Origin of the sequence: Arsenicicoccus piscis (assembly GCF_022568835.1) — a bacterium.
GTDB lineage: Bacteria > Actinomycetota > Actinomycetes > Actinomycetales > Dermatophilaceae > Arsenicicoccus > Arsenicicoccus piscis.
On the sequence record NZ_JAKZHV010000006.1, the window covers coordinates 149451 to 162867 of the forward strand.

Annotated in this window: 12 protein-coding genes and 5 tRNA genes; 14 read left to right on the plus strand and 3 right to left on the minus strand. The window is 70.7% G+C overall.

Annotated features, from left to right (window positions below; translation table 11 throughout):
• Positions 1 to 9: 9 nt before the first annotated feature.
• From MM440_RS12370 to MM440_RS12400, 7 genes are all read left to right on the plus strand, one after another.
• A tRNA-Cys gene (locus MM440_RS12370) sits at positions 10 to 80 on the plus strand.
• A 25-nt stretch (positions 81 to 105) separates the two neighbouring features.
• Positions 106 to 177 (plus strand) — tRNA-Val (locus MM440_RS12375).
• A gap of 300 nt (positions 178 to 477) precedes the next feature.
• The gene (locus MM440_RS12380) at positions 478 to 2052 is read left to right on the plus strand and encodes a hypothetical protein (RefSeq protein WP_241444631.1); all 1575 of its coding nucleotides are present in this window, start codon (positions 478 to 480) and stop codon (positions 2050 to 2052) included.
• Positions 2049 to 2603, plus strand: a complete 555-nt coding sequence (locus MM440_RS17050; RefSeq protein WP_338155654.1) for a transglycosylase domain-containing protein — start codon at positions 2049 to 2051, stop codon at positions 2601 to 2603. Before MM440_RS12380 ends, MM440_RS17050 begins: the two co-directional genes overlap by 4 nt.
• Positions 2543 to 4309, plus strand: coding sequence for a penicillin-binding protein (locus tag MM440_RS17055; RefSeq protein WP_338155655.1), 1767 nt, complete (start codon positions 2543 to 2545; stop codon positions 4307 to 4309). The genes MM440_RS17050 and MM440_RS17055 overlap by 61 nt, the downstream gene beginning before the upstream one ends.
• A gap of 102 nt (positions 4310 to 4411) precedes the next feature.
• Positions 4412 to 4484, plus strand: a tRNA-Gly gene (locus MM440_RS12395).
• 42 nt (positions 4485 to 4526) lie between these two features.
• Positions 4527 to 4601 (plus strand) — tRNA-Val (locus tag MM440_RS12400).
• Between the two features lie 61 nt (positions 4602 to 4662).
• Here MM440_RS12400 and MM440_RS12405 read toward each other — a convergent pair.
• Positions 4663 to 5604 (minus strand): sigma-70 family RNA polymerase sigma factor, encoded by a 942-nt coding sequence (locus MM440_RS12405; RefSeq protein ID WP_241444633.1) that lies wholly within the window; start codon positions 5602 to 5604, stop codon positions 4663 to 4665.
• A 248-nt stretch (positions 5605 to 5852) separates the two neighbouring features.
• On the opposite strand from MM440_RS12405, the gene MM440_RS12410 reads away from it, so the two are divergent.
• From MM440_RS12410 to thrS, 7 genes are all read left to right on the plus strand, one after another.
• Positions 5853 to 6629, plus strand: coding sequence for an aminotransferase class IV (locus tag MM440_RS12410; RefSeq protein WP_338155656.1), 777 nt, complete (start codon positions 5853 to 5855; stop codon positions 6627 to 6629).
• A gap of 97 nt (positions 6630 to 6726) precedes the next feature.
• The gene (locus MM440_RS12415; RefSeq protein ID WP_241444635.1) at positions 6727 to 6900 is read left to right on the plus strand and encodes a CsbD family protein; all 174 of its coding nucleotides are present in this window, start codon (positions 6727 to 6729) and stop codon (positions 6898 to 6900) included.
• Between the two features lie 41 nt (positions 6901 to 6941).
• Positions 6942 to 7406: a PGPGW domain-containing protein gene (locus MM440_RS12420; RefSeq protein WP_241444636.1), complete on the plus strand. Its 465-nt coding sequence runs from the start codon at positions 6942 to 6944 to the stop codon at positions 7404 to 7406.
• An 80-nt stretch (positions 7407 to 7486) separates the two neighbouring features.
• A tRNA-Val gene (locus MM440_RS12425) sits at positions 7487 to 7563 on the plus strand.
• A 255-nt stretch (positions 7564 to 7818) separates the two neighbouring features.
• The gene (locus MM440_RS12430) at positions 7819 to 8508 is read left to right on the plus strand and encodes a hypothetical protein (RefSeq protein WP_241444637.1); all 690 of its coding nucleotides are present in this window, start codon (positions 7819 to 7821) and stop codon (positions 8506 to 8508) included.
• 130 nt (positions 8509 to 8638) lie between these two features.
• Positions 8639 to 8998, plus strand: a complete 360-nt coding sequence (locus MM440_RS12435; protein ID WP_241444638.1) for a hypothetical protein — start codon at positions 8639 to 8641, stop codon at positions 8996 to 8998.
• A 728-nt stretch (positions 8999 to 9726) separates the two neighbouring features.
• Positions 9727 to 11772, plus strand: coding sequence for a threonine--tRNA ligase (gene thrS / locus MM440_RS12440; RefSeq protein WP_241444639.1), 2046 nt, complete (start codon positions 9727 to 9729; stop codon positions 11770 to 11772).
• A gap of 8 nt (positions 11773 to 11780) precedes the next feature.
• On the opposite strand, the gene MM440_RS12445 is transcribed toward thrS, so the two are convergent.
• Positions 11781 to 12464 (minus strand): DNA alkylation repair protein, encoded by a 684-nt coding sequence (locus MM440_RS12445; RefSeq protein WP_241444640.1) that lies wholly within the window; start codon positions 12462 to 12464, stop codon positions 11781 to 11783.
• Positions 12457 to 13344, minus strand: a complete 888-nt coding sequence (locus tag MM440_RS12450; RefSeq protein WP_241444641.1) for a sigma-70 family RNA polymerase sigma factor — start codon at positions 13342 to 13344, stop codon at positions 12457 to 12459. The genes MM440_RS12445 and MM440_RS12450 overlap by 8 nt, the downstream gene beginning before the upstream one ends.
• Positions 13345 to 13417: the final 73 nt, after the last annotated feature.

The window sequence follows — 13417 nt, forward strand, 5'->3', positions numbered from 1 at the left end:
TCTCGACCCGGTGGAGTGGCCGAGAGGCGAGGCAACGGCCTGCAAAGCCGTGTACACGGGTTCAAATCCCGTCTCCACCTCGGGCCACCAGTTCGCCGGTGGCACGGGCGATTGGCGCAGCGGTAGCGCGCTTCCTTGACACGGAAGAGGTCACTGGTTCAAACCCAGTATCGCCCACGGACCGACGGCCCCCGTCAGCGCCCAGCGCCGCCGGGGGCCTTCGACGTCCCATCTCGACGTGCTCGGTGGATCAGTCGCCGCGGGGAAGCGCACTGAGCACCGCCCGGAGTTGGTACGGTTGGGCTCACGGAAGGTGACGTTTTCACCCTCTCTGCACCGGAACTTCGCCTGAGCAGCCCCTCAGATTGCTCGCAGCCATGACGGAGCGTAGCCCTGGACCTCTTCCCTGACGACGGTCGGCCACCGGCCGAGGACGACCCCGACCTGCGTCGGCGCGGCCGTAAGGCGTTCCTCGCGGTGGCCGGGGGAGCCGGCGCGGCGTCGCTGGCCGCGGTCCTGCTCGTCGCGGGGCTCTACCCGGGTCTGCGGTTCACCTCCGCGGCCCCGGTCTCGTCCAGCGCCTCGAGCCCGACGGCGAGCGCGAGCGCCCGCCCGGCCTTCACCGCTGCCAAGGACTCGCCGGCGCAGACCGTCCTCACCCGGTTGCTGGCGCCCACACCAGGTGGTCTGCCTGACGGGTTCAGCCCGGCGTCGTCGATCTCGGGCACCGTCTCGCCGGCCGTGTCCCCGACCTGCGACTCACCCGTCGCACCGGTGCTGTCGCGCTCGCGGTCGTTCGCCGCCGGGGGAGCGCCGGTCGGGTCGGGTCTGACCGTCACCGTCTCGGCCTACAGCGCGGGCGCCGGTGCGCCGGCCATGGACGCCATGCGCACGGCGCGCAGCGAGTGCGTGCGCGGCGCCTCGGTGACCCAACGCACCGGCTCAGGGGCGGGCTCAGGGGTGCAGGCCCTCGACGCCGTCGAGCAGCGGGGCCGCGCCACGATCCGCTCGGTGCTGCTGCGACGAGGGGACGTGATCGTGTCCGTCACGGGCAGCGCGGTGGCCGTGCCCGACGGGCTGCCCGCGGACCTCGACGGGCGGCTCGCCGCGCTCCTGCAGGGCGTGTGCCTCAAGCAGGACGGCACGACCACCGATTTCACCCGCTCGGTGCTGGCGGGCGTGCAGCGCTACACCGGCCTGCTGCAGGACCAGTCCGTGCCGCTGCCCACCTCGGCGGCCGCCTTGCCGGCGCTGGTCTCGCCGTCGGCGACGCCCGAGCTCCCGGAGCCGGTCAGCGCGACGCCCCCGCAGTTTCCCTTCTGGCCGACGCAGACCCCGGTGCCGGTCAACCGGCCGACCGCCCCGGCCGCCCCGACGCCCTACCCGACGGCCACCGGGATCCAGGTGCCCATCGAGGACCCGGACGGTCCTGGGTGCGGCTGGGCGTTCACCGGCATGCTCGCCCCGGCCTTCGACCCGAAGGCCGCCGCGGCGATCGAGCAGCAGCGCCGCACCGACGCCATCGCCGCGATGGGGGCCGACGTGGCGGCGTACCCGGCCAAGGCACAGGCCTACGCCCAGTCCTTCGCCCAGTTCGACGCCCAGGCCAAGGCCTACCTCGCGTACGTCGACGCCATGGGGCAGATCGAGTCCCAGTGGGCGGTGCAGCGCGCCCAGCAGCAGGCCTACGCGGACGCGCTCATTGCCTACCAGCAGGCCACCCAGGCCTACCAGCAGCAGCTGACCGAGCGCGCCGCGGCCCAGCAGCGCTTCGAGCAGGCCGTGCAGTGGTGCGCGCAGTACCCGCAGGGCTACCCGCCGCCCACCACCCCGGCGCCGCCGTCCCCGGACACCGCGACCCCGACCGACCCCAACGCGCAGCCGACGCCGAACCCCACCGGCCCGACGGCGACGCCGGTCGCGCCGGTCGCGCCCCCGCCGAGCGGGGTGCCGGCCACCTGCCCGCCGCAGCCCGACCCGCTGCTGGCCCAACCTGCCCCCACGTCGCCGGCGTCACCCGCGCCGCCGCCCGACCCCAGGCCCACGCCGTGAGCGCGTTCTCTGCGGGTCCTGAGCCGCCGGGCCGCCGCGCGCTGGTGGGACGGCTGGCGGCGGGTGGGGCGGTCGCCGGTCTGCTGATGGCCGCGGTGGCGGCGCCCGCGGTGATGACGGCCGGGGCGGCCTCCAACGCGGTGGTCGACTACTGGGACGGCCTGCCGACGACGCTGCCGTCCGAGCCGCCGCCGCAGCGGTCGACGATCCTCGCGGCCGACGGGTCGAAGATCGCCGAGTTCTTCCAGGAGAACCGCGTCCCGCTGCGCCTCGCCGAGGTCGCGCCCATCGCGCGCCGGGCCGTGGTCGCGGTCGAGGACGACCGGTTCTACAGCCACGGCCCCATCGACCTGCGCGGCACCCTGCGGGCGCTGGTCAACAACTCCGCCGGCGGTGGGCGGCAAGGCGGGTCGACGCTCACCCAGCAGTACGTCAAGAACCAGCTGCTCAACACCGCGACACGGGCGACGAGAAGGCGCGGGCCACCGAGGTGTCGTTGGCGCGCAAGGCGGCCGAGGCCCGCCTCGCGGCGGCGCTCGAGAAGACGATGACCAAGGACCAGATCCTCGAGGGCTACCTCAACATCGCCTACTACGGCGACGGTGCCTACGGCATCGGCACGGCGGCCCAGCACTACTTCTCGGTGCCGGCGTCGAAGCTGTCGCTGGAGCAGGCCGCCCTGCTGGCGGGGTTGGTGCAGAACCCGATCGGCTACGACCCGACGCTGCACCCGGAGGCCGCCCGGACGCGGCGCAACATCGTGCTCGCCCGGATGCGCGACACCGGGGTCATCACGGCGGCTCAGGCCTCCGCGGCACAGCGCACGCCGGTAACGCTCAAGCTGTCGGACCCGGCCAACGGGTGCACGGCCAGCCGCTACCCGTTCTACTGCCAGTGGATCAAGGACACCCTGCTCACCGACCCGACGTTCGGCGTCAACGCGGCCGCCCGCAAGCGGTTCGTCGACCGCGGGGGACTGGTGATCAAGACGGCGATGCAGCCGAAGGTCATGGCGGCGACCCAGAAGGCCGTCGACGACGCGCTGGGGCGCGACAACCAGTTCGCGGCGGGCGTGGCGGTCGTGCAGCCGGGCACGGGCCACGTGCTCGGGTTCGCGCAGAACCGCACGTTCGGCGTGAAGCCGGGACAGACCAACGTCAACTACCCGACGATGCGGTCCTTCCAACCCGGCTCGACGTTCAAGCCGATCACCTACGCGACCGGCCTCGAGAACGGCTTCCCCGTCGAGGGCACGATCAACGCCCCCGCTCGGTTCTACCCGACGTCGATGAACGCGCCGCCCGCCGGCTACTACCGCAACCAGTCGTCCGTCGATGCCGGTGTGCTGACCGCAGGACAGGCGATCGCACGGTCGTCCAACACCTGGTTCCTCACCCTGGAGCAGGACGTGGGTGTGCCCAAGGTCGCCGCAATGGCCGACCGGCTGGGCTACGGGCTGAAGAGCAAGGTGGGGCCCCGGGACGGGTCGCTGACGCTGGGGGCCTACGACACGTCCCCGTTGCGGATGGCCGCGATCTACGCGTCGTTCGCGGCGCATGGCAGGGTGTGCGCCCCCATCGGCATCGTGTCGATCACCGACGCGACCGGGGCGGCCGTCAAGGTGCCGTCGGCCGGCTGCCACCAGGAGGTCCGCGCGGGCATCGCCGACGCCGTCACTGCCGGCCTGGCCCAGACGATCGACGGACCCGACCCCTACCGCACGGGCAAGAACCTCTCGCTCGGTCGGCCCGCGGCCGGCAAGACCGGCACCACCGACGGCAACTCGGCGGTGTGGTTCGCCGGCTTCACGCCGCAGCTCGCCACGGCGGTGTGGGTCGGGGATCCCCGCGGTGGTCAGGCGCACCCGGTGAATTCCCTACGGCTGTATGGCAATCGGATCTCGTCGGTCTTCGGCTCGACGGCGGCTGGACCCATCTGGCGGGCCGCCATGCTGGCCATGCACGAGGGGGCTCCGGTGCAGCACTTCGCGCCCGTCGGGCCGGCCGAGCTGTCCGGCGCCACGTCGATCACCCCGGACGTGCGCGGGCTGACGGTGGACCAGGCGATCGGCGACCTGCAGCGGTCCGGCTTCACCGTGACGATCGCACCCCAGACCGCAGCGGAGAGTGCGACGAGCAAGCCCGGCCAGGTCGCCTCCCAGACGCCCGCGCCGGGGACCGTCGTCGGGCTGCGCGGGACGGCGCGTCTGGTGCTCACGGCCGGCTCGGACACCAGCAAGGTGGTCCCGGCTCCGTAGCCCCTGCGGCGTCCGGTTCTGCCGCTGGTTCTACGGGCTCGGCGTTTTGTGGAAGTCCCTTGGCGTGGGCTAGAGTTGGGTGTCGCGCGGGAGACCGTGCGCGCGGACATAGCTCAGTTGGTAGAGCGCAACCTTGCCAAGGTTGAGGTCGCCGGTTCGAGCCCGGTTGTCCGCTCAGGTGAAAGGGGCGCGAGTTCGCTCGCGCCCCTTTCTTCACGGGCGATTGGCGCAGCGGTAGCGCGCTTCCTTGACACGGAAGAGGTCACTGGTTCAAACCCAGTATCGCCCACCACAAGACATCGGCCCCCACCATCTGGTGGGGGCCGATTGCGTTATGCTGCAAGCAATCTCGACTAGGCGATGGCGGGCGACCGGGCGTGCTCGGACACGTTGCCCTCGCACGAGCAGTCGCCGTTGGGGCACTGCTCACCGACGGTCTCGGCGGCCTCACGCAGCCGGGCCAGGATCTGGCTGAGCAGTCGCGACACCTGCACCTGGCTCACGCCGAGCTCGTCGGCGATCTCCTGCTGGGTCTTCTCCTGGAAATAGCGCAGCTGGACGATCCGCCGCTGCCGGTCGGTGAGGCAGGTCAGCAGGCTGTGCACGGTGATCTGGTCGACGAGGCGGCTCAGGTCGTCCTCGGCGTCGGGGAGGATCTCACCGAGCGTGGCCGCGTCGGCGGCGGAGCCGAGCGGGGTCTCCAGGGACACCGGCTCGTAGCCCGTGGCGGCGCGCTCGATCTCGGCGATCGTCGTGACGGGCACACCGAGGGTGTCGGCCACCTCGTCGAGCGTGGGCTGGCGTCGCAGCGACTGCTCCAGCTCCTGTTGCACCTCGCGCAGGCGCGGGCGCAGCTCCTGCAGCCGGCGCGGCGGGCGGACCAGCCAGCACCGGTCGCGGAAGTGCTTGCGCAGCTCACCGGTGATCGTCGGGGCGGCGAAGTCCGCGAGGGTCGCGCCCTTGGAGGGGTCGAACCGCACGATCGCGAGGACGAGGCCCAGGCTGGCGACCTGCTCGAGGTCCTCACTCGGCTCGCCACGGAAGCGGTAGCGCGACGCGAGACCGCGCGCGAAGGGGAGGTAGGCGTTGACGACGCGCTGGTAGATCCGACCGCGCTCGTCGGCGGGCAGGTCGTGCACGCCGGTGAGGAGGAGCTCGGCCTCGCCGGGCCCGAACGGACCGTGGCTGGCCCGCGTGCGCGGCGCCTGGGTCGTGGTCTCGGGCTCCGTGCTGCCGGTGGGGGGTAGAGATGCCTCGGCGGGGGAAAGGGTAGGCGGGCGGTTGGTCTCTGGCATCGGAGCTCCTCGATCAATCGGGGAGTGAATCGGCCTGGTCTGGACCGGAGGGCCCGCACGATGCGAGGGGGCCCTGCTAGCCCAACCCTACTAGTCAGTTGGCCCGGCGCGGCAGCTTTGTCACAAAACGGTTTCGGTGCAGGCTGAGGCCATGACTGCCTCCGACGACGTCCGGCTCTGGGTCGACGGAGAGCTGGTCCCGGCCACGGCCGGGAGCGTCAGCGCGCTCGACCACGGCAGCACGGTCGGTGACGGGGCGTTCGAGGTGGCCAAGATCGTCGACGGAGCGCCGTTCGCGCTCTCGCGCCACCACGCCCGGCTCGCCCGCTCGCTGGCCGGCCTCGGGCTCCCCGCCCGATCTCGACGCCCTCGACGCGGGGATCGCTGCGGTCCTCAGCCCGCAGGCGGGGCCGACGATCGAGTTCGGCCGCTTGCGCTACTGGGTCACCGCCGGGCTGGGGCCGCTGGGCTCGGACCGGTTGCGCCTGCGTCCGCCGCATCCGACGATCGTCGTCGCCGCGAGCCCGGTAGACCGTCCGCCCGAGTCAGGCGCCCTCGTCACCGTCCCGTGGACCCGCAACGAGCGGTCCGCGACGGTCGGCCTCAAGACCCTGTCCTACGCCGACAACGTCCTCGCGCTGCGCGAGGCCACCAGCCAGGGCGCCATCGAGGCGGTCTTCGCCAACACCCGCGGCGAGCTGTGCGAGTGCACCGGGTCCAACATCTTCGTCGTGCCGTCGTCGACCGACGGGGTGATCGTCACGCCGCCGGCGGACTCGGGGCTGCTGCTCGGCATCACCCGTGAGCTCACCATCACCTGGTGCCGCGAGGCCGGGATCGAGGTGCGCGAGGAGGCGCTGCCGCTGCACGGTCTACAGGAGGTGGACGAGGTGTTCATCACCTCGACGACCAAGGACGTGCTGCCGATCCACCGCGTCGACGACCGCGAGCTGGTGGTTGGTCCGGTGTCGCGCCGGGCGCGTGAGATCTTCACCGAGCGTGCTCGCCAGGACCTCGATCCATGACCATTCTGCTAAGCAGCATGGTTGACCGGGGGTGTGGCAGGGTAGGGAAGCCACACCGGGATGGTGATCCAGCCAGCCCACAACCTGAAGGAGAACCATGGGACTCGACGACAAGATCAAGAACGCCGCCCAGGACCTGCAGGGCAAGGCCAAGGAGGCCACCGGCAAGGCGACCGACAACGAGCGCCTCGAGGCCGAGGGCCGCACGGACCAGGCCGGCGCCGACCTCAAGCAGGCCGGCGAGAAGGCCAAGGACGCGTTCAAGAACTGAGGCCGTCCGGCGTCCGGGCGGCCTGACCCGCAAGGAGCTCCGTGCATCGCCCGGACGCGCACCCTCGAGGTGAGGCTCGCACCCGTCGCGAGCGCTGGCACGCCCAGCGCACCCGCTGGCGCACCGACCCACGCACGTCCCTGCTCTACCGGGGCGTGGTGGTGGTGCTCGGCTTCGTCGTCGTGGTGATCGGGCTGATCCTCGTCCCCTTCCCCGGACCGGGTTGGCTCATCGTGTTCTGCGGTGTGGCGATCTGGTCCGAGGTGTTTCCGTGGGCCGAGCGGCTGCGCGACCGCGGCTTCTTGCTGCTGCGCCGCTGGGAGGCCTGGGTCCTGACGTTGCCCGCCTTCTGGCGCTTCCTCGGTGGGGCGATGACGGCCCTCGGCATCGCGACGGGACTCGCGCTCTACGTGTGGTGGTCCGGCGTCCCGAACTGGCTGCCCGACGTCATGGAGCACCGGGTCGAGGAGTTCTTCCGCAGGCACCTGCCGGCCAGGCCGGCCTGAACTCGTCGGGCGGCGTGGCCGATTGGCATCCGGCGCCCCCGGGCCGGTACCCTTGCGGAGTTGCGCTCACCCGCAACGCTGGACGTGTAGCTCAGTTGGTTAGAGCGTTCGCTTCACACGCGAGAGGCCAGGGGTTCGAGTCCCTTCACGTCCACCAGCCAAGAGGCCCGAGATTCTGCGGAAAGGCAGAGTCTCGGGCTTCTTCTATGTGGCCGTGCACCTGCCACAGGCGGGGATCGGGACAAGGTCTTGTGAGTTTGAGTCGATGGCTAGGCTGACGGTGGCGAGCCACGCTATGCGCCCGAAGGGACGTCAGCCTAGCCATCGAGCAAGACGAAACCCCGGCGATGTGGCTGGGCCAGGGATCGTTCCGGGGTCTTCGAGACGAAACTATACCGAGGGAGTCGGGGTATTGCCAGACCAACCTGACGAAGCGGTCGACTATGAGCGCCTGGAGTGGCTCCTGACTGAGGAGCGGCTCGGTTCCTACTTCCGGGCCGCCAACGGGGAACGGGAGCCAGCATTTGCTCTCTACGAGTGGAACATCGAGGCCTCGGCCGCGGCCGTTTCCCTGTCCGCGATGGTTGAGGTCGTCCTCCGGAACGCTCTGGACCGGGAGATGGCCGTCCTCGGCGAGGCGAAGGGGTGGTCCGACTGGCTGGATGACGCTCCCTTGGACCATCGCGCTCGCAAGGACGTCAGGCAGGCCCGGGAGCGAGCCAGCCGAGGTCGACGAAGCGCCACGCGCGGTCACGTCGTTGCCGAGCTGAACCTCGGCTTCTGGCGATTCCTCATGAGCAAGCGATACCTGACCAGTCTGTGGATCCCCGCCCTCGTCAAAGCATTCCCCGGCGCTGAGGGGGATGCTCGCACCACGCAGCGTCTGCTGGAGGGGCACGTCGAGCAGATCAACTTCCTCAGGAACCGAGCTGCGCATCATGAACCCATCCACCGACGGGATCTGCTGTCCGACCTCGACCGTGCCATGTACGTCGCGGGGTGCATCTACCCTGTGGCCGGCCGGTGGATCCGGAGCAGGGAGACGTTGAGCAGCACCGTGGCGCAGCGACCCGAGACGCAGTCCCGAACAGAGGGCGCGTAGGGGTGCTAGCCCGGTATTGCGGGGTTTCGTCGGTGCTGGGTGGCCCGTGGAACTCGGCGACGAGGGAGTCCGTGAGGCGCGCGCCACGTCGAGTTTGCCGCCGAGGTGAGGCGTGCGCGACGCTGGTGCCATGGTCCCTCCTCAGGTGCTTCGGTACCGCCTCGAGCGCATCCAGGTCTTCCCCGTCAAGGACGCTCCTGGACGCCGGCTCAACCAGGGCACGGTCACGGCGTGCGGCGTCATCGGCGACCGCCCCAAGAAGCGCGCGCTGCTGGTCACGAGCAGCGAAGACATGATGAATGACGAGCCCCGCAGCAACCTGGTGGTCGACGTGCCGAGCGAGACCCTCCGTCGCGCCACGGGCCACGAGATGCACATCGGTGACGTCGTCGTCCGCCTCGGACGCCAGCCGAGCGAGTGCCCCGGGCTCTACGCCGAGGTCGTCCGCACAGGGGACGTCCTCGTGGGCGACGTCGTCGTCATCGACTAGCGCGGCCGCACTTGTGGCGGCGTAGATTTGATCCGTCCGGTTGTCGTGCGGGTCTCAGGGGCAGGGTGAGGCGCCATGAAGCTCAGCGTTGCGGGTGTGATCGTGAGCGCCTTTTTTACTGGCCGCCTGCTCCGGCGACGGTACGTCCCCGCAGGGCGCCGAAGGCGGGTCCGACCACAGCGTCACCACGGTCTACTCCACTCTTTCCGAGGCCTCGCGCGACTCCTCGCTCATCGTCCGGGGGACGGTCACGGGTCCACCGCAGATGGTGCGCGCGGACGAGGACGGCGCTACGGGTGCGACGGTGCCGCTCTACGACGTCAGGGTTGAGAAGGTCCGCAAAGGAGCGGTCCAGACCGAGACGGTGAAGGTCCGGACCCTGGGCACGGATCCAGGGGCCGACTATCCCGTCCTCCAGCAGGGGCACACCTACGTCCTGTACCTCAGCCCCTTCATGTGGCACCCAGGCACGTCCACGGGCGAGTTCGTCATCACCGGCCAGCAGGCTCTGCCTATCAGCTCCACGGTGGGGACGCTCGACGCACCGGCTCCATGGGGGAGCTGCAGGCCGCGGTGTCTGCAGCCGCAGCTGAGGGCTAGCCGGCGCGTCGGAAAGCTCGCTGCGGGCGCTCGCCCGCGTAATGCTGTCGGTTCCCGTGCGCGGGGGCGGATAGGCTGGTGAGTGGCTCGAAGAACGAGCCACCTACCTGCAACCAAGGAGTCCCACCGTGCCAGCCGAGATTACCGTGTCCATCGCCGGAAGCGAGCGATCGGTCGCGGCGGGCACTACCGCGGCCGACCTGTTCGGCGGCGACAAGCGCGTCGTCGTAGCCCGGGTGGACGGGGAGCTGAAGGACCTCACCTACGTGCTCGAGGACGGTCAGTCCGTAGAGCCGGTGGACATCGCCAGCGAGGACGGCCTCAACGTCCTGCGCCACTCCGCGGCCCACGTCGCCGCCCAGGCGGTGCAGCAGGTCAACCCGAGCGCCAAGCTGGGCATCGGGCCGCCCATCAAGGACGGGTTCTACTACGACTTCCAGGTCGACCAGCCGTTCACGCCCGAGGACCTGAAGCAGCTCGAAAAGGTGATGCAGCGCATCATCAACGAGGGTCAGACCTTCGAGCGGCGGGTCGTCAGCGACGAGGCCGCGATGGTCGAGCTCGCCGACGAGCCGTTCAAGCTCGAGCTGATCGGGCTCAAGGGCGGCATGTCGCACGACGACGAGGAGGCCGGGGCCGGCGTCGAGGTCGGGGCCGGCGAGCTCACGATCTACGACAACGTCCGGCGCGACGGGTCGCGCGCCTGGGGTGACCTGTGCCGCGGGCCGCACCTGCCCAGCACCAAGCTGATCGGCAACGCCTTCTCGCTGATGCGCTCCTCTGCCGCCTACTGGCGTGGCGACCAGCGCAACCAGCAGCTGCAGCGCCTCTACGGCACGGCGTGGCCGTCCAAGGAGGAGATGCGGGCCTACCTCGACCGCCTGGCCGAGGCCGAGAAGCGCGACCACCGCAAGCTCGGGTCCGAGCTCGACCTCTACTCCTTCCCCGACGAGATCGGCTCCGGCCTGCCGGTGTTCCACCCCAAGGGCGGGATCATCAAGCGCGAGATGGAGGACTACGTCCGCCGTCGGCACATCGAGGAGGGCTTCCAGTACGTCGGGACGCCGCACATCGCCAAGGAGAACCTCTTCCACACCTCGGGGCACCTGCCCTACTACGCGGACACGATGTTCCCGCCGCTGCACGTCGACGAGGAGCGCAACGCCGAGGGTGAGGTCACCAAGCCGGGGCAGGACTACTACCTCAAGGCGATGAACTGCCCGATGCACAACCTGATCTACCGCTCGCGCGGTCGGTCCTACCGCGAGCTGCCGCTGCGGCTCTTCGAGTTCGGGCACGTCTACCGCTACGAGAAGTCCGGCGTCATCCACGGCCTCACGCGGGTGCGCGGCTTCGCCCAGGACGACTCGCACTCCTACGTCACCGAGGAGCAGGCGCCTGCCGAGATCAAGCACCTGCTCGACTTCATCCTCGGACTGCTGCGCGACTTCGGCCTGGACGACTTCTACCTCGAGCTGTCCACGCGCGAGACCGAGGGCGCCAAGGCGGGCAAGTTCATCGGCTCCGACGAGCAGTGGGAGACGGCGACGCGCGTCCTCGAGCAGGTGTGCCTGGAGTCCGGGCTCGAGCTCGTGCCCGACCCAGGCGGCGCCGCCTACTACGGCCCCAAGGTGTCGGTGCAGGCGCGTGACGCGATCGGCCGCACCTGGCAGATGTCGACGATCCAGTACGACTTCAACCAGCCGGCCGGCTTCGGCCTGGAGTACCAGGCGGCGGACGGCACGCGCAAGCAGCCGGTGATGATCCACTCGGCCAAGTTCGGGTCGATCGAGCGGTTCATGGGCGTGCTCGTCGAGCACTACGCCGGTGCGTTCCCGGTGTGGCTCTCGCCGGTTCAGGTGCTCGCCATCCCGGTCGCCGACGAGTACGCCGACTACCTGAAGGAGATCGCAGACCGCATGCGGCGCAAGGGGATTCGGGCCGAGGTCGACTACTCCGACGACCGTTTCCCCAAGAAGATCCGCACCGCCTCGAAGTCGAAGGTGCCCTTCGTGCTGATCGCCGGCGAGGAGGACAAGGCCGCGGGCGCGGTGTCCTTCCGCTACCGCGACGGCTCGCAGCGCAACGGCGTCCCGGTCGACCAGGCCATCGACGACATCGTGGCCGCGATCGAGTCTAAGGCTCAGGTCACCACCGCACCCACCGCTCCGTAGACCGTGCGCTACAGGTGCTTGAGCGCCTCGCGTCGGGAGAGCCCCGAGAGCTCGGGGTGCGCGCCCACGAAGGCGCGCACCCACTCGGGCTCGACCCGCGCGTGGTCGCGCAGCGCCCAGCCGATCGCCTTGCGGATGAAGAAGTCCCGGTCCGCGAGGTTGGCCTCGATGACGTCGCTGAGCAGCGCCTGGTCGACGTCGTCACGCAGGCCGACCTGAGCGATGATCGCGGCGCGACGCACCCACGGGTCGTCGTCGGCTGCCCACTCCCGCAACCGAGTTCGCTCCACCTCCGGCTCGCGCACCAGCACGGATCGGACCAGGTGGGTGGCGATGTCGTCGACCACGTCCCACCACGCACCCGAGTGAATCATGCTGCGCCACAACGGCATCGAGTCGGAGTCGACCCAGCGGTCGTAGGGGCGGGCACGGGCGACGGCGATCGCGGCGTACCACTCCTTACGGAACTCCGCCTCGTGCCAAAGCCTTTCGATGGTCGACGACCACTCGGCGCGGGTGGCCAGCCGCAGGTCCGGGTCGCCGATGATCGGGCGCAGCGTCGTGCGCAGCTGCGGTGAGGTGAGTCCTCGGTAGGGCATCGCGGACTTCATGTAGCGCTGCTGGCCGGCTGCCCGCTCAGGGTCGGACCCGTGGGCCAGGGCTGCCCGGATCTGCTCGACCAGGTCAGGCATGCCCGCCGTCCTGCCGTCGTCGGACACTCGCGAGCACGTCCGCGTCGGCGCGGAAGTCGATGCGCGTCACCACGCCGTCCGCGATCGCGAAGTCGAAGACCACCCGCGCCGCGCCGCGGTAAAACCACGCCGCACCGGCGCGGTCGGCCACGAGCACCGGGAGCGCCGCGGCCGCTGCGCCGTTGAAGAAGGTGGCAACGGCCTCGCGGCCCTCGATGCGCTCGGGGGTCCCGGCGAGCACGGCCGCGGGGTCCGCCCCGATGACTGCGTCCGGCGCCAGCAGCTCGAGCAGGCGCCCGAAGTCGGCGCCCCGCGCCGCGGCCAGGAAGGCGTCGACGACCTCCCAGTCGGCGAGCTGGTCGCGAGGACGCGCGGCTCGCACCTTCGTGCGCGCCCGCGACGCGAGCTTGCGGGCGGCCGCCGGGCTGGTGTCGAGCATCGTTGCGATCGTGGCGAACTCGAAGCCGAAGGTGTCGTGCAGCACGAATGCCACCCGCTCGCTCGGGGTGAGCTGGTCGAGCACCACCTGCAGTGCGACCCCGACGGTCTCGGCGAGCTCTACGCCGTGGGCGGGGTCAGCCGCGGCCGCAGAGGTGGGCACTGACGTACCGGCCCGCCCGGCATCCTGGCTCTCCAGGTGCTCGTCCGCGACGGGCGTGGGCGTGTGCGCCCGCAGCCGGTCCAGGCACAGCCGGGTCGTGACGGTGGTCAGCCAGGCGGGCAGGCTGTCGATCTCGGTGTCGGACCGGTCGAGACGCAGCCACGCCTGCTGCACGATGTCCTCGGCCTCTGCAGCGTCCCCGAGCACCCGGGTGGCGAGCCCCACGAGGCGAGGACGCTCCGCCTCGAACGCCGTCGTCTCCTGCGCGCTGCGCACCATGACGTCATCCTTCCACCAGCTGGGCTGTCACACGCCCGGTGCGGGCGGTGTCTACAGGGAGAAGGACAACGCA